The organism is Candidatus Margulisiibacteriota bacterium (assembly GCA_041650855.1).
In the GTDB taxonomy this organism is placed as follows: domain Bacteria; phylum Margulisbacteria; class WOR-1; order O2-12-FULL-45-9; family XYB2-FULL-48-7; genus JALOPZ01.
The window spans coordinates 594,529-611,368 of sequence record JBAZKJ010000001.1 but is presented as its reverse complement, the minus strand read 5'-3'; the positions used below and the strand labels follow the sequence as shown (position 1 = coordinate 611,368).

10 protein-coding genes are annotated in these 16,840 nt (G+C 58.6%); all 10 read left to right on the top strand.

Features of this window, described 5'->3' with window-relative positions:
• Positions 1–64 precede the first annotated feature (64 nt).
• Genes WC529_02965 through WC529_02920 form a run of 10 tightly spaced genes read left to right on the top strand, consistent with a single transcriptional unit; the run spans position 65 to position 16,773 of the window.
• Positions 65–2,020, top strand: a complete 1,956-nt coding sequence (locus WC529_02965; protein MFA5113240.1) for a YCF48-related protein — start codon at positions 65–67, stop codon at positions 2,018–2,020.
• Between the two features lie 6 nt (positions 2,021–2,026).
• Positions 2,027–3,931: an S-layer homology domain-containing protein gene (locus tag WC529_02960; GenBank protein MFA5113239.1), complete on the top strand. Its 1,905-nt coding sequence runs from the start codon at positions 2,027–2,029 to the stop codon at positions 3,929–3,931.
• 25 nt (positions 3,932–3,956) lie between these two features.
• On the top strand, positions 3,957–6,635 hold the full coding sequence (locus WC529_02955; protein MFA5113238.1) for a tail fiber domain-containing protein: 2,679 nt from the start codon (positions 3,957–3,959) through the stop codon (positions 6,633–6,635).
• Positions 6,636–6,647: 12 nt separating this feature from the next.
• A complete protein-coding gene (locus WC529_02950; GenBank protein ID MFA5113237.1) occupies positions 6,648–7,871 on the top strand; it encodes a hypothetical protein in 1,224 nt (407 codons plus the stop codon).
• A 27-nt stretch (positions 7,872–7,898) separates the two neighbouring features.
• Positions 7,899–9,191: a hypothetical protein gene (locus WC529_02945; protein MFA5113236.1), complete on the top strand. Its 1,293-nt coding sequence runs from the start codon at positions 7,899–7,901 to the stop codon at positions 9,189–9,191.
• 21 nt (positions 9,192–9,212) lie between these two features.
• On the top strand, positions 9,213–10,799 hold the full coding sequence (locus WC529_02940; protein MFA5113235.1) for a carboxypeptidase-like regulatory domain-containing protein: 1,587 nt from the start codon (positions 9,213–9,215) through the stop codon (positions 10,797–10,799).
• Between the two features lie 32 nt (positions 10,800–10,831).
• Positions 10,832–12,052, top strand: a complete 1,221-nt coding sequence (locus WC529_02935; protein ID MFA5113234.1) for a hypothetical protein — start codon at positions 10,832–10,834, stop codon at positions 12,050–12,052.
• 14 nt (positions 12,053–12,066) lie between these two features.
• The gene (locus WC529_02930; protein ID MFA5113233.1) at positions 12,067–13,521 is read left to right on the top strand and encodes an Ig domain-containing protein; all 1,455 of its coding nucleotides are present in this window, start codon (positions 12,067–12,069) and stop codon (positions 13,519–13,521) included.
• Between the two features lie 56 nt (positions 13,522–13,577).
• Positions 13,578–15,575 (top strand): hypothetical protein, encoded by a 1,998-nt coding sequence (locus WC529_02925; GenBank protein ID MFA5113232.1) that lies wholly within the window; start codon positions 13,578–13,580, stop codon positions 15,573–15,575.
• 10 nt (positions 15,576–15,585) lie between these two features.
• The gene (locus WC529_02920; protein MFA5113231.1) at positions 15,586–16,773 is read left to right on the top strand and encodes a hypothetical protein; all 1,188 of its coding nucleotides are present in this window, start codon (positions 15,586–15,588) and stop codon (positions 16,771–16,773) included.
• Positions 16,774–16,840 lie beyond the last annotated feature (67 nt).

Here is a 16,840-nt window from a genome sequence, read left to right as displayed (position 1 = left end):
ATGAGCGTAAAAAGGTATTGCACATTGTTGTGTGGTGTGCTATTATTATGCGGTAATGCGGCTGATGAAAAGTTTTTTCATCGTGGCTCTGCTTGCTCCCCTCGCGTGGGCGGGATGGGTAACGCAAGAGTCAACGACCACTCAAGATCTCCAGGCTTGTTATTTCCCCGCTTCGGCCATCGGCTTCTCCGTCGGCAATAACGGGACCTTTTTAAAGACCGGCAACAGCGGCGTCACCTGGGAAGCAAAAGTTACCGGTACGGCGCAAACATTATATGACGTGGCTGCCCCGGCAGCCGGCGAGCTCTATGCCGCCGGCGCGTCCGGCACCCTGCTCAAGTCGCTCGATGACGGCGAAACGTTCTCTCCCGTCGCGCTCGCCGGGGTCGGCACGGCAAACCTGCTCAAGATCGGCTTCAGCGGCGCGGCCCGGGCGATCGCCGCCTCCAACGGCTCATCCGGCGACAGCTACCTGTATCGATCGACCGATAGCGGCGCAAACTGGACTCCCGAACTGCAAAGCAATCTGAATATCCAGGGCGCTTATATAAGCGAGGCCGGGGACATCTTCGTTTGGGGCCAAAGGAAAGACTCGGTCAATTACGCTATTATCCGTAATGGGACGGAGGTCTGGACCGGCACCGGCGCGGTCAGGGACGTGATGCTGGCAAGTGCTTCGGTCGGCTACGCGGTCGGCGCCTCCGGGTTGGTCTTGAAATCGCTCGACGGCGGGGCAAATTGGAGCGAGATCTCCGCCGGCTTGGTCGCGAACCTTAATTCCCTTTATTTTGTCACAGAAGGCTTTGGTTGGGTGGTCGGGGATGCCGGCACGGTCGCACTGACCGCGGACGGCGCCTTAAGCTGGACCACTTATGCCCTGACGCCCGCCGCCGATATTAGGGATATTTCGGTCAAAACGGTCGGAACCAGCCCAAATATCTCGGTTTTTGCCTTCCTGGCCGGTGCCGGCGGGAACATTTACAAGCTGGAATCTCCCCGGATCACCGGAGTAACCCCAAGTTCGATCAAATCGGGCTGGATGGGGACGGTGGAGGTTGTCGGCAGCGGGTTTATTGCCGGCGCCTACGCGACCTTTGAGGCGACAGGGAAAAGCGGCATAACCGTGCTCTATTCCAGCTATGAATCGGACAGCCGGCTTCTTACATATATAATAACCACTCCGGAGGTAACCACCGGGGCCTGGGATGTTACGGTCACCAACGGCGACGCGACCGTTTCCACGGAAACCGGGGCGCTGGTGGTAGCCGCCAACGGGGCGACGGTCCAGATCCCCCGGGTTTGGTTCGGCGCCGGCGCTTCCCGCAGCGTTTACCTGCCGCCGACCACGGAAGGGAGCGTCGTTACCCCGCGGACTACGATCAGCCGCAACGACATCATGACGATCGAGGCTACTTCCAGCAATAATATGACCAAGATCGTCAGGTTCATTATTAATCTGGATGGAGCCAGCTATGACTATCTCATTCCGGAAAGCTCGGTCAGCCTTATTTCGCCGGTCAGCATTGAGGCCGGGTATCAGTTCAGCCTGCCGACTACCGCCGGCGGCAAGGACGCGGCCCTGATCATTTATACCGAAGACGCGGCCGGCAACAACCGCCAGCAATATCTCCTGGTCCGGGTGGCTGTCCCCAGCACGGGCGAGACCGGGGCGATCGTCCCGGCGACCGGGGCGGGGAACGGCGCCATCGGTTACGGCGGCATGAAAGAAAAGACCTGGGACCCGGAAACCAAAGGGGCCATGCCCGCCTTTATCCGTCTTCCCAAGGGTGTGCAGATCAGCTACCTCAAAGCGGTGCTGAGCGACGGCTATGGCCGCAAGATGTGGGAAGAAACCTTCACGTTCAATCCGCCGGCGACGAACAAAGTCGACTTTGTGATCGAAAGGGCGAAAATGGCCCCCTATCTGACGTCGGGACTTTACACCTTGCTGGTTTTTGACGAAAAGAACAAGAAGATCGTCGAGAACCGGATCATGATCAAGCCGGCAGCCGTTAGATAAACAAGAATGAAACGAATATTAACCGCCATAGTGGCCGCCGTTTTACTGGCGGGCGTTGCCTGCGCCCAGTATGTCGCGCAAGACCCGACGAGATACGTACCGAACGGCCGCGTCCTGGGGCTTGGTAAAGCGTATATCGCCCTGGCCGACGATACCGGCGCGATGTACACCAACCCGGCCGGCATGGGCGACGTTTCCGGGTGGCAATTGTCTTCTATGTCCGGTAAATTCCTCGACGAATACAGCTATCTCTCTTTTTCCGGCTTATATCCGACCGAGTACGGCGTTTTCGGTTTTGGTTACGCCGGGACCTCGATCGCCGGGGCGTTCGCCACCACGATCGAAGCGGGGTCCGACCCGGCCGATCCGATCTACACGATCGACCCGAGCCAGCCGACCATGGGGAACGACAACGCCGCCATGGTCTTCTCTTACGGCAACAAAGCGGACAAGATCCCTTACGTCAAACAGGTCCCGCAAGCGGACAAGATCACGCTCGGCACCAGTGTTAAATTATTCCGGGCGCGCCTCTACGGCGACGGGATCCAGAACGGCGACGCCTCCGGCCAGGAGCTCGACTTCGGCATCAAATACACGCCGCTGCGCTGGCTAGCGCTCGGTATGGCGGTGCAAAACGCTCTCCCCGCCGGCCTGGGCGGCAAACTGACATACTCCGGCGGCCACGAAGAATCGTACCCGGCGGTGATCGAGACCGGCGCCGCCTTTTCCGTGCTCGGCAAAGATAAAGCGCTGGCGAAATACGGGGACCACGAGCTCAAGATCATGACCGACATCGACCTCCATCCTTCGCTGGCCGGGTATCCGCCGGTCATGCATTTGGGCGCGGAATGGAAGCCGGTCTCGATCCTGGCGATCCGGGCCGGTATCGACCAGGATGCCGGCGGCGACGGCAACGGCGGCCTGACGACTTATTCCGATCCGACTTACGGCGTCGGCATGTATTTCGGCGGGTTCCGGTTCGACTACGCCTACCACGCTTTCGCCGGCGCGCCGAATATCGACAACCATTTCTTCTCGCTCTCTTACAACTACCTGCCGCCGGCCGTTGAGAGCAGCAAGGACCCATTCACCTTTACTTCGCCCGATGACAAGACGATCACGTTTGCCGGCGCGACGCGGGTCCACGCGCACGCGGCGAACAGCCGGATCCGCACCGCCACGATCAACGGCCAGCCGGTCAAGATGAACCTGAAGGGGGACATCTCGACCGAGGTGGAACTGAAGATCGGCAAGAACGGCATCATCCTGGCCGGCAGCGACGACCGGGGCAAGCTGGTCGGCTCGTCCAAGGTCCGCCTGCTCCGCTTAACGACCTTCCCGGACGTTGTCATCGGCTACTGGGTTGACAAGCCGATCTCGCTCCTGGCGATGCAGAACATCATCACCGGTTATCCCGACGGCACGTTCAAGCCGGAGGGCGGCATTTCCCGCGCCGAAATGTGCTCACTACTGATGAAGACCAGGAAACAGAACGCGTCGACGGCAGAGGCGGCGTTAACGGCGGCGGCGTTCAAGGACGTCCCCGGGAAGCACTGGGCCAGCGCGTTCGTCGCGGAAGCGGCGGCGCTCGGCGTCGTCAAGGGCTACCCCGGCAACGTCTTTAAACCGAACGGCAAGATCACCCGCGCCGAAGGGCTGGCAATGATCGCCCGCTTTGCCGGCGTCAGCGAAGAGACCTACGCCCGCGACTTCCCGGACGTCGCCGGCAACCACTGGGCGGCCAAGATCATCGCCGGGAGCAATAAAGTTAATATCTTGCAGTATCTGAAAGGGCTGAACTTTGAGCCGAACAAGCAATTGACCAGAGCGGAAACGGTGGAGATGCTCTATCGCACCGATTACGTGCAGCAGGTCTTGAAGAAAGACCTCTTGAACTGGGACACATACTAAGAAAAGTCGATTAGGAGGAAATAAAATGAAAAAATTAATGATGGCGGTCGTGGTCCTTTTTGTGGCGCTGGTGGTGGCGAGTCCGGGCTGGGCGGTCCCGCAAAAAATAAACTTCCAGGGGGTCTTCAAGAAAGGGGCGCCGACCGGCAGCCAAACCGTCGTGTTCAGGATCAACAGCTGGTCGGAAAGCTACACCGCGACCGAACTTAACATCGATGAAAAAGGTTTTTTCAGCGTCCAGTTGGGGTCAAAGACCGCGTTATTGCTCCCCGAATACGCCGTAGTTACCGTCGAAGTGAACGGCACTGCTTTACCGGGCCAGGCATTAACTGCTGCTCCCTACGCGATAACAGCGGGACATGTGATCAGCAGAAATCCCAACAACGACAATGCGAGCGTCAGCCTGGGTTGGTGGAATGACGTCGCCAGGATCAGGACCGGCGGCACCGGCGTTGGCGCCGGCAACGGCCTGGATATCCAGGGCTACAGCGACCTTAGTAAGCTGCGGGTCACGAACGTCGGCGTCGGCGTCATGACCCCGGAAGTGACAACGGGTTACGAATGTGACATTAACGGCGACTTGCTGGTCCGGGGGAACATGAACGTCCAGGGAGCGATAACGGGAGTAACTTCTTCTCCGGCGTTTACCATTAGTACCGACCCCGCTGATTATTTCTATATTGGAAAACCTTGGTCAGGCGTATTTGAACGAAAAGCCGGCGCCGGGACACCGACCTTTACCTGGACGGTTTCAATCGAGCCGGCTGTTACGGGGATCAATCCGTCGGCGTTGACGGTTAGTACCGGCCCCACGGCAACGCAAAGGGCGCAGCTAAATGGCTCTGTAGCGCTTACCGCCACAGAAGGCTGGAGAAAATTGACGGTTAGGATGAAAGATTTTTATAACCAGGTTGCTGTCGAAGAAAGAAACATCATGGTTAAAAAGCAGCCGGTCACTTTACACAAGATTATAAACGTCATGAAAGCCTCGGCCGGGATAGCTGATTTTTCTGTAACGATGCAGGCCAGCGGAGGGGTCCCCGACTACCTCTGGAATCTTCGGGGAACTGTAACGGCGTATCACGTGCCCGACGGTGGTTATTTACCTTTACCCCCGATCACGGTAGCGGTTTCGGACGTTATATTTGGCCCAACGACCGGCCAGATCGTTTTCACGACCATGGTCCCGTCGACGGGGGCCACGGTTGTTAATGTCCCGGTCAGAGTGGTCGACCAAGTCAGCTCCAGCGCTGAAGGGGATGTCAAGATTTGGGTCACCAAAGGGAGCTTCAAAATTGAGTTGCCGGAATTTATGCAATCGGTTGAGAAGATCGATCCGGCAGGCCCGGTAACCGACCCTGGCGACCCGGTAGGGTCGGACGTTGAGGACCGGGTTGCGCTGGCAGAACACGTGATGGGGATGAGCGGCAACGCGGCGTCGGATTGGACCTATACGAGCAAAAGCGGCGTTACCACAACTTACCGGCTGAAGGCGGGATCAAGCCTGCAAAAATTGGCAACGAACATGAGCAAGGTCCAAAACTTGAGCGGCGACTTCCTGACCACGGTTGCTCTGGACGGTTACGCGAAGACCGACTTAAGCAACGTCTCCGCCGTGCCGGCGTCAAAAGTATCGGGATTGCTGTCGTTCTCGCAAGTCGCGCCCAGCGGGACGGCCTTACCGTCAGCAGGCACGGGCTACACCGGGAACTACTCACTCGGTTCATTCTTTAATCTGACCGCACCATCAGGCAGCTACGGTGCCGGTCTCTACCAGAACGTGGTAGGCGGTTCGTGGCACAAAGTGGCGTCAGACTTCGACCTGACATTCACCAAACTGCAAGCTTCGGCTGGATTGGGAACGATCGCGCAAAGGAACACCATTGCCACGGCCGATATAGCGGCCAGCGCGGTTACCGATGCGAAGATCGCTAGCGGCATTACCGCGTCGAAGTTAACCGGGGCGCTTCCGGCTATCAGCGGAGCGAACCTGACCAGCCTTAACGCGGCCAATATCACGACCGGCACAATCGCCGACGCTAGGCTTACCAACAACGTTTTCAAGACGCAATATATCAACGACCTTGCGGTCGGGACCAAGAAAAACCTTGTTCTTTTGCCGGAGACGAACGGCGGGCAAGCTCCGGGGATCTGGATCGCTGATAACACGGCAGGCACAACCTACTCGGCGCTTTTCGCGCATTTCCCTGCCACGGTGAACTATCCGGCAACAACGGCGTTGGGGGTAAGGGGCTCGAGTGGTTGGAAGGCCGCTTATCAGATTAATAACAATACTGGTCGGATGAAAGCGCCGTTACTAACAGCTGACGAAATAACTTACGGTACGTCGATCGGTAAGTATAGTTACTCAACAGTTGGCATTGTCTTCTCAGATATGCGGCTTAAGAGTGACATAGCGCCGCTCTCCGGCTCGCTTAATAGGGTTGCTGCACTGCAAGGCGTAAGCTATAAGTGGAAGGATGCGGGGGCCAAAGGATTGCCGGGGACGACCCAGCTCGGGTTGATCGCTCAGGAGATTGAGAAGGTGGCGCCGGAGTTGGTCAGCGAAGGGCCGGACGGCTATAAAGCGGTCAACTACAATGGCTTTAGCGCCCTCTTTGTCGAAGCGATCAAGGAATTGAAAGCGGAGAACGAAGCGCTGAAGGCGCGGATCAAAGCGCTGGAGGACAAGTCGGCGAAGTAAGGGGAGAAGCATTTGTTTAGAGTTTCGAATTTAGTAATTAGGATCTCGCTGGTCGCGGCCATGGTGTTGGCCATCGGCGGCGTGGTGTACGCGGATAAGCTGATAAACGCGGACCCCCAGATCACGCTGTATGACACGGCCAACGGCGGCGGGACCAAAGAAGCGAACGCGACGATCAAGCTTTACCAGACATTCGGCGAGCCGGCAGGCGCTAATTTCCAGAACGATACCGGCCTGATCCGGATCACTCCCGGGATCCTGGGCTTGCTGGACGACCAGGGAATTGCCGCGGATGGGACTTATAAATTATACATATCCGCCAACGGCAATAACGTCGAAATAACTTGGGAAACGACAGATAACCCGCAGATCTTCGCGTTAATAGGCAACGGCGCCGGTGAATATTTAAACGACTATTCGGCGGCCAAATGGAAGCTGATCGCCTCCGGCGGCGCGTTGGTCTCTCCAACGCCGGATGGATATGGAACATTCACCTATGCGGATAATAAATTAGTTCACCAAAACCAGGTGAAAATGGGGACGGGTGAAGTTTATTATAAGGCTCTTTGGTCGACGATCCCGTCGACACAATACAGCTACTACATACCGAGCGCGGAAGCGGTCGGCAAGATCAATATCCAGCTTTCCAGCGGCTTCAATTTGGTGGGCGTCCATTTAGTAAAAGGCGAAGGTCATCTGGTCAGCGATTTTATCGCGAACTGGTCGGACCAAGACATGATCTTTAAAAAGACCTCCGGCAATCCGACTTACGACAAAGCGATATACAACGGTTCCGCCTGGAGCGATCCGTTCTCGCTCACCATCCCGGCCGGAACAGGATGTTTTGTCAAGACCAGCGCATCGAAGATGTTAACACTGCTCGGCAGCGTCCAGTTGGTGGGTTCCTCGAGGATCTATGGGAATGGCGGCTTCGCGATCGTTTCCATGGCGGTTCCCAGGGCGATCCCGGACGGCGAAGGGGCAAATTTATTTAACTTCGCGTCTAACAACGACACGGTCTTCAAGAAAACGTCAGCGGCTAATCCGACATACGATAAGGCAAAGGCGGTTGTCTCGGGAGCAGCGATCACCTGGACGCTTTCTCCGCCGGTCCTTGATTTTAAGGGCGGCAGGGGCTACTTCTATCAATCGAATAATCCCGCTTCGGTCACGGCTTTTAGCTGGGGCTTGAACGCGGCCGGTTTGAGTTATCAATCAATGAGCCTTGCCGAATAAGGCGCACAAAGTAAAAGGGGGAATAAGATGAGAGTAAGTAAATTTTTGGTGAAAGGTGGGTTGCTGGCCTTAAGCTTGATCTTGTTATGCTCCGTCGCCAACGCGGAAAGCATGTCGATGCAGCTCAGACAGGGATCGCTCTCTTTAACGACGGCTCTGCAAAACCGGGACATCATAGTACTGCAAGTGCCGGCCGGCTGGGGCGAAAGCGACATCATTGCCGGCTTCATCAAGCCGATGATCGACGGCACGGCGATCTCCACCGACATTACGGTGCCGAAACTGGCCAAGGTCGGCACGACCGTCTATTCGCCGGCGATCTCCTTTACTTGCCAATATGACGGGACGAACCTGAAGGTCATGACCGGGCCAACGACCAGCGTCAACTTTGGCAGCGGGCTCGACGTTGACATAGATAACCTGGTGCTGGGCAAAAAGATCGTCCCCGTGGTTTGGAGCACTATCAGATACTCGATCCTGACGGCGTATTCCGTCCCGGCCGACGCGACCGCGTTCGGCCTGATTGTCGGCGCCAGCTGGACCCTGGGCGGGACCGAAAAGACGGCAGGCGCACCGCCGGCCCCGACCGTGACCAATTCGACCGGCGGCGTTGTTAACCAGGTGAACGTCAGCATGGGTGAAGCGTTCCTGACGCTCGGCTATGACACCAATTATTCCTACAGCGGCATGTCGCTGGAAGTGGTCGGTTTCTCCGCCCTGCCGCACGCGAGCACGCCGGCGACCAAGCTGATCGGCCGGATCGCCGCGGCCCCGGACAACCTGGCGCTCACGGCGGGAACGACCTACACCCTGCTGACCACCGGCTGGAACGCGTTCGGTCCGAGCGCGGCCCCGAACACCTACACGTTCACCACGAAGTTCGGCGGCGCGGGCTCCGGCACGTACGTTATCACGCTGGAATCGCAGGCACCGCTCGGCGCGGGGATGAACTTTATCGCTATGCCGTCGCCGGGGCCGTGGTTCGCGTACGATAAACTGGGCGCGGCGCTCAACTTTACCAATTATGACGGCAGCACGACAAATGAAGTCAAAATGGCTTACGACCTGGTCAAGGTCATTAACACTGCGGCCGGGAATAAGGTTGTTTCCACGGTCGGCAGCTGGCTGGCAACGACCCAGACGCCGAGCTATGTACTGCTGCCATTGAACGATCCGGACGCTTCTTCGGCTGCGGCGGCATTGAAGGCCTCGCCGCTTAAAGAGGGGATGGGCGCGCAGTTCTATATCGGCACGGTCAACGCGGACGGGGTCACGGCGCCGCCGGCCAAGATCGAGTTCGTTTTAAAGAATAGCCAATAGGCGATAACAAAGGGGAAATTTTTGTTTAAACGGATCAAGATACTGACACTGCTGCTGCTCGGACTGGCGATATTCGCCGGCGCCGCGGCGGCAGTTTGGCCGGCGCCGCAAGCCGGCACCATGCCGTTCTACTGGGTCAAGGGGACGGTCAACGACCCGAGCGGCCAATTAGCCGGCCGCCCGGTCATTCTTTACGCCACGACTTTCGACAGCACCAAAGTCGTGACGGCGGAAGTGGGGACCGGCGGCGTGTTCTACTTTAACGCCTATGACCTCTTCTTTTACCACAAGGACGACAACTATATGGAGATCGGCGGCAAGCCGGTGTTCAACGTCGCCGTGGTCAGGGACTGGGGCGGCGTTACGAACAACTACGGTTCGTCGGAGATCTGCACGGTTGACTGGTCCAAAGGTTATATTACTACCGGCTTGACGCTGATCAATGGCGGCGGGCCGCAGGCGGGCAAAGGCCAGATCGCCGGCATCGTGACCGACGAAGTCGGGGCGGTGGTAGCGGGCGCGACCATTATCGCCAATACCGGCGCCTCCGATACCTCCGACACCAGCGGCGCCTATTTGCTGGACAATTTCGATCCGGGATCTTACGCGCTGGCCTGTTCCAAGGCGAGCTACGGCACGGTCAATAAGACGGCGGCGGTTACCGCCAATAACGTTACCTGGGTCGGCTTCCGGTTAAGCGTCGGCGGCAATGCCGACACCGGCAAGGTCCGGAAGACCTGGATCGAAAGGATGACGAACGGCAACGTGATCCTCCACTGGGATTACGATACGCCGGCCGGATATACCATTCATATTTATGCCAAGGACGGCGGGCCGTTCTCTACGAACCCGGATGATTACAGCGTTAACCTCGGTTCGGAAGTCGCCGGAGTAACATCTAAGCTCATCACCGACGCCGCCGTGCCGATCCGGTATTACCGCGTCGTCACCACCTCCGACCCGGCGCTCCGGATGGCAGACTCGGAGAACTCCATCACCGCGGTCAAGTATACATGGGATCTCGCCAAAGGCTTTAACTTGGTCGGCGTGCCGTTCTACCCGACGACGCCGTCCGGCTCGCCCGATAACAACCACATTGATGGAAGCATACCTAATATTGTTGGCGCACAATTGCCGAACGAAAGCATCATCCAGTCATGGAAAACGACCGATTTTAATCCGAACAACTGGATGTTGGATCCGGCTTCCTACAATGATACGGCGGGTGGCTGGGGAACTCCGCCCTTCGAGATAACGCTTGGTAAGGGATTGTGGGTCTACCGGCCATTAACCGACGGAACTGGGGCAGACCCGCGAGCATTGCGCATGGTTGGAGTGGTCAAGAACACAGACTTTAGCAGCCAGATCAGAGGTAGCTTTAACCTGATTGCGGCTCCTTACCCGATCAATTATATTGTTGACAACTTTGGGCTAGGCACGGGCCCGACAGATGAAGATGTGATCCAAAAGTGGGATGGAATCGGGTTGATCCCTGTTTCCAAGATCGATCCGGCCTGGGCTGATACGCCGATCGAAATTGGGAAGGGATACTGGTACTATCACAAGCTGGATGCCGATCCAATCGACTGGAACGCGCCGAGGCCTTAGAAGGTAGTGATAAATTAATGGAGGGAGATAATATGAAAAATTTCAATATCAAAGGAGGGTTGACTGCACTGCTGGTGTTATTGCTGGCGGGAGCAGCCTTTGCGTCAGGATATATTAAGATCGAAAAAAGCATCGGCTCGCCGGACTGCACCATCACCGGGGTCAGCGACCCAAAAGCGGCTTATCTGGCAGGCGAGTTGAAGTTTTATAATTCCGCCAGCTTGCCGACGCCCGACCAGGACGGGACGCCGCTTGTTCCTTATGGAACGATCGATGAACTCCCGGCGGCTGGAGGGAAGCCGGCGTTTAACCGGTTCTATTTTGCCGAAAATTTGATCAATATTACAGTAAGATACAAAGCCGGCGGGAAATACGGGTACGGCACGCAGGGTTATAGCGACGATAAGACCGTGACGCAAACATTAGCCTTGGGCTCGAACATCGCTTCTTCAATGCAGTGGCTCAAGAACTTTTCGGCAAATTATTTCGAAGAAGCGCCGAACGCCCCGACGATCGGCTCGGTCGTTGAAGCGTCGCAAAGGGACGGCAGCACAACGAACCAGTTTCTGACGCTGACAGTCCCGGTTGTTTGCAGCGAAACAACGCCTAAAGTGATCCAAACTGCAGCGGTTTCGCCAGGCACGACTAAATATTCAATAGATGTGACCTATCCGGGCGCGGGCGGGACGGCGACAAAATACACGAATGGCACGCTGGTCCTTTCCACGAGCACCGACCCGCTGGTCATTGCCGGAACATACCAATTTGTCCCCAAGGCCTATAACTGGTTCGGCTCAACGGTCGGCGCTCCGCTCGATCCGGCGTGGACCACTTTAACCGGCGGGACCGGCGGTCCCACCCTGGTGCCCGTTACCTGGTACTTTAAGAGGCCGTCGTCCGGCATCAACACGCTCTCTATTCCGTTCACCGCGTCGAGCGGGATCTGGGATGGCACGACGGAAATAACCACCGGCGCGCCGAAAACGCTGACCGTCCAGGCGCTGATCGAAAAGATCAACGAAAAGGCCGCGCAGCAAACGGTTAAAGTGTTCGGCTGGTACGACGCCGACACCCAGAAGCACGTCGGTCTGACGGCGATCAGCTACTCCGGAACGGCGATCGATACCGGTCTGACTGTCGCCACAGGAGATTCGGTCGCGAACATATTGGCGGCTTCGATCGTCCAGGACCGGCCGTATCAAGTTAGCGTCGACAAAGACGCCTTTACCATGACGCTGACCGGGTACAAATAAACAGAAGGAGAACCATGGCGCGTAAGTTACTAACGGCAATATTGATCACGGCGGCCCTGCTGGCGGGGAGCGTTTTCGCCGCGCAGCAGCTGGCGCCGTACCCGGCCGCCTACTGGGTGAACGGGGTGGTCAATGCCGGCGCCAGCGGTTTAACCGACCTTTCCGGGTTCAAGGTCATATTCTACAAAGTGACCGGCGATACCGCCGCGGCTTACGCCGACGCGACCACCGATATTTACGGTCAGTTCAAGATCAACGCCATGGACGACCTGAGAATGCTTCCCTTGTCGACCACGACTTACTTTATCGGGGTGGTCAACAAGGGCGGATTCGGCGTCAACCAGAAAGATGTCATTATCAGCACGGCCGACTTGAATAACGGCTATAAGAACCTGGCCGCCGACTTGCTTGCGCTGGCGGCCGGCGAAGGGGTGACCGATCCGGAGATCAGCCTCCACATCACGATCTCGGCCTTGCCGAACGCGACCGTCGGCCAGCCGTATAGCGCGATCGTTTCCGCCGAAGGCGGGACCGACCCGCTGACCTGGTCGATTACTTCGGGCGACCTGCCGCCGGGTATTACGCTTAATACTTCCAACGGCTTGATCAGCGGAACGCCGTCGACCGCCGGCACCTATAACATCACGATCAGGGTGACCGACGCCACCGGCCAGTTCGTGGAAGCGAACCTGACCTTGTCGGTCACTTACGCGATCCAGATCATCGCTTACGGGCCGCAGATCAAGCCGACACTTCTCTTCCAGGCGCTGGCCAACGCGACGACCTTTAGCCACGCGGCGCCGAAATATGTCCGGATCGAAGCGCGGTCCGGCGTGTCGCCCGATACGGCGACGACGATCGTCGGTTACGCCGACGTCATTCTCGACCAGAGCGGCAACACGACCGGGATGAACGGCTTCCTGAAGCCGGACGGGACAGAGTTCGGCGCCGTCGCGCCGCTCCCCAACGGCGACTATTACCTGGCGGTCAAGCAGTGGTTAACGCCGACACTGGTCGGCATCGGGCACCTTTCCGCGATCACCAGCCGGAAGATCACGCTGTACACCGGCGCGGATACGGCGGCGTCGACGACCCGCCTCGAATTGACCGGCGATACGCTGGTGATCGACGACCCGGCGACCAGAGTTTATAACGAAACCTGCTACGCGCCGTCCGGCAAGCCGCCGGCGCTGGTCACGGCCAATGGCCGGACGATGCTGCGGGCCGGCGACATGGACGGCAACAATTACATCGACGTGGTCGATACCTCGCACTGGTATCGCCTGTTCACCAGATTTAACGCCACCGGCGAGGACGACCCGGCCGATCCGTTCATTCGGTCCGATCTGGACCAGAACGGCCTGGTCGACGTCATCGACACGAGCTGGTGGTACGGTTCATTTAATAACCTGGCCCTGGAACTGAACGATCCTGGCCCGCACGGCTATGTGCCGGCGGTCACGCCATAAAAAGGAGGAGCAAGAGGAACATGAAAAAAGCCTTAATATTTTTGCTAATAGGAGGGGTGCTCGCGACAGCCGCCGCCGCCAAGCTCGAGTTCTCCGCGCCGTACGTCGGCCGGGCCGAATACCGCTATGTTGAGGTCGGCGCCACCGGCACAGTCAACGTCATTTACACCAACAACACCGGCGCGGCTGTCAATGTCGACGCCGCCAAGCTCTACATCGATTACGAAAGCAACATTCTGGAGCAAGCGTCCATCGCGGTCACCCAGGCGAACTCGGCGAACTTTGTCGTCTCCGAAAACAATGTCGCCACGCCGGGCTCGATCCGCTATCAGCTGAAGACCGATCCGGCCTCCGGCAAGGTGCCGCTGGCGGTCGCGGCCGGCGCCAGCAAAACGCTGGCAACGATCAGCTTCCACGTTAACCAGGGGGCGACGGTCGGCAGCGAGACCTACTATATCCGCTTCACCATGACCGACCGGGTGAACAACGTCTCAGTCGTGCAGTCGGGGACCGCGGTTACCGGCAGCATCGTCGACCCGGTCGACGCGACCGATACCACCATCCACTTAGAGGCGTCCAAGGTGCCGAACTTTGTTGGGCTCAACACCGCGGCCGACACGACCAAGGGAAACACGGTCTCCCTCGGTTGGGCGGCGAACGAAGCGGCGGCCAACGACAAGAAAGAGAACGCCGAAACGATCTACGCTTCCGGCACCAAACTCCGCTACAACTTATACCGGAGCGAAGCCTCGGGCACGCTGGGGAGCAAGGTTAACGGTTCGGCGATCAACGCCTCCGCCTACACCAACGGTCCGGATACCGGGATCCCGGGGACGGCCATGGAACAGCTGAGCGATTGTACGACCTATTATTTTACCGCGCACGGCCTGGACGATTGTTTGCCGACCCGGAACGAAGAAGCGAATACTACCCAGTTATCGGCGACGCCGCACGACTACACCGCGCCGGGCGCGCCGACCGGCATGGCGATCGCCGCCGCCGACAAGAAGCTGACGATCTCCTGGACGAACCCGGGCGCCCCCGATCTGGGCGGCGTTATCTTGCTGAGAAAAGAAACCGGCATGCCGGCGCCGACTTTCAGCAACGCCAGCGGCAATAGCGACGGAACACCGGCCCCGGCGGTCGGCGCGAACCCGCCCGGCGACGCGAACGCGGTCGTTATTTATAAAGGGACCGGGACCAGCTACGTCGACAACGGCCTGACGAACGGCAAGGTTTATTATTATGCCCTGTATGCTTACGACCGGGCGGTTGCCGGCCCGCCGAGAGAGCAGGGGAACAACTGGTCGGCAGCGACGCAAAAGTCGGCCGCGCCGGGCGTGGCCCCGACCGCGCTGAAGAACTTCCTTTCACTTGCCTCGTCCAGCGGGCTAGCTTTCCGCTGGAATAACCCGCCCGAAGCGTTCTTTGGCGGCGCGCTGATCATCGGCACCACCAGCCTGGGGGCTTGGGCGGACCTGACGACAACCTCGCACCTGGATAACCCGGCGATCGCCAAGATGGTATTGAACCAGCCGGGGCCGACGCCGGCCGAGGCGGGATTGCTGACCGAAGCGCCGCTGGCGAACTTCGCCGGCGAGACGCTCGACACGACCGGGGGGACGATCTACTACTTTAAGGCGTTCGCCTACAATGCCGGCACGGCGCTCGATCCGACCAGCGCCGCCTCCATTGCCGGGCACCAGTTCTCCGGCGGCGTGCTGTCCGGCGGCCGCGTAGTGCCCGGCGGCAGCGGCAGTATGACCTTCCCGCTCAAGGCCTCGGCCACGGATAAACTGATCGTCAACTCGATCACCATTCCGAGCGGCTTGAAGGAAGCGACCGGCGCGACCGTCACCAACGCGAGCCAGCTGATCAACGTGATCAACGCCAAGGCGGGGAAGAGCGTCGTTATTGTCGTCGGTAAATGGGACAGGACCACCGGCACGGCGCTCGGCTGGACCCCGGCCGGCGAGGGGACCGACTTCTTGGTCACCGCGGGCGAAGGATACCAGGTGTTCGTGAACGAGGACTTTACCTTAACTCTCCCTTAGGGAAGGAATAATGAAAAGAGCTTACATCGGACTGTTAATAGCGTTGATAGCGGCGGCGGCGGTAGTCGCGTACACCCTGCCGTTCTATCCGCAATATTGGGTAAAGGGCGGAGCGCAGGATTCCGAAGACGGCAAGACGGTGGAAGGGCGCTACGTCATTTTTTACAAAACAGCCGATGAAGCGATGGCCGGGAAATACTCTTTCGATAAGATCGGGCTGGCCGGGGTCGCCAAGGCCACCGGGCAGTATATGTTAAATACCTACGGGCTTAAATTCAGCTCGCTGACGGTCGGCGAAACATACTATGTTTCCATTCCCAACGACAACCCGAGCGACCCGGCCAACGGCTACGGATCAGACCCGGTCAGCGTCAAGATCACCGGCGCGGGGCTCGACCTCGCCTCGGGGACGCTGATCCTGGCCAAAGGGAAGGGCCTGGCCATAGTCGTCACGACCGAAGTCGGCGGCGAGCCGGCCCCGCGGATCAAGATCTGGTTCGGCAACCGCCTCTACCAAAAAGTGCTGGTCGCCAAGGGAGAGAAGTTCGTTATTTCCAGCACCCCGGACATCAAGGTGGAAATGGGGATGGACAGCCCGTTCACCCTGGCCCGGAACATCGAATCGCACTCGATCGTTGTCGACGAGGGAACGGCGACCGCGAGGACGCTCTCCCTGACCGCCGCCAACGTCGCTTCCACGGTTTACGCGGCGGGAACGGGAGCCGACGAAGGGAAAGTTAGCAGCATGACCGTTAAATACACCTTTGAAGAAGCGCTCAGCGAAGGCGAGCATTCGTTCAAGGTCAAAGCCACTTCCAGCGGCCTGATCGCCGCCGCGACGACCGCTACCGAGATCGCCTCGGTCGAAGTGATGGGCGGTCCGGTCCGCCTGATCGGCACGCCGATCACCTATCCGTCGCCGTTCAGCATCTCCAAGCAGAAGAAGGTCTACATCCAGTACACCCTGTCGACCGACGCCAATATCGACATTTACCTGATCGGCGTCGGCGGCATGCGGATCAAGCGCTGGAACTGCCTGGCCGGCAGCGAAGGCGGCTCGGCCGGCGTCAACAAGGTTGAATGGGATGGCCGGAGCGACCAGGGATACCTGGCCGGCAACGCCATCTACGTCGGCACCATCCTGGCCAAGGACGACAATCGCCTGCTTGGCAAGGTGAAGATGACGCTGGTTGACTAAAGCACCTCACCCGCGGTAGCACACCCCTCTCCATCGCCGATGGAGAGGGAAAAGTCCCTGAAATCCC

Bases quoted from the DNA above. Each gene is read 5' to 3' on its own strand.
- WC529_02965 (MFA5113240.1), top strand. From the start codon at position 65: ATGAAAAGTTTTTTCATCGTGGCTCTGCTTGCTCCCCTCGCGTGGGCG.
- WC529_02960 (MFA5113239.1), top strand. From the start codon at position 2,027: ATGAAACGAATATTAACCGCCATAGTGGCCGCCGTTTTACTGGCGGGC.
- WC529_02955 (MFA5113238.1), top strand. From the start codon at position 3,957: ATGAAAAAATTAATGATGGCGGTCGTGGTCCTTTTTGTGGCGCTGGTG.
- WC529_02945 (MFA5113236.1), top strand. From the start codon at position 7,899: ATGAGAGTAAGTAAATTTTTGGTGAAAGGTGGGTTGCTGGCCTTAAGC.
- WC529_02935 (MFA5113234.1), top strand. From the start codon at position 10,832: ATGAAAAATTTCAATATCAAAGGAGGGTTGACTGCACTGCTGGTGTTA.
- WC529_02930 (MFA5113233.1), top strand. From the start codon at position 12,067: ATGGCGCGTAAGTTACTAACGGCAATATTGATCACGGCGGCCCTGCTG.
- WC529_02920 (MFA5113231.1), top strand. From the start codon at position 15,586: ATGAAAAGAGCTTACATCGGACTGTTAATAGCGTTGATAGCGGCGGCG.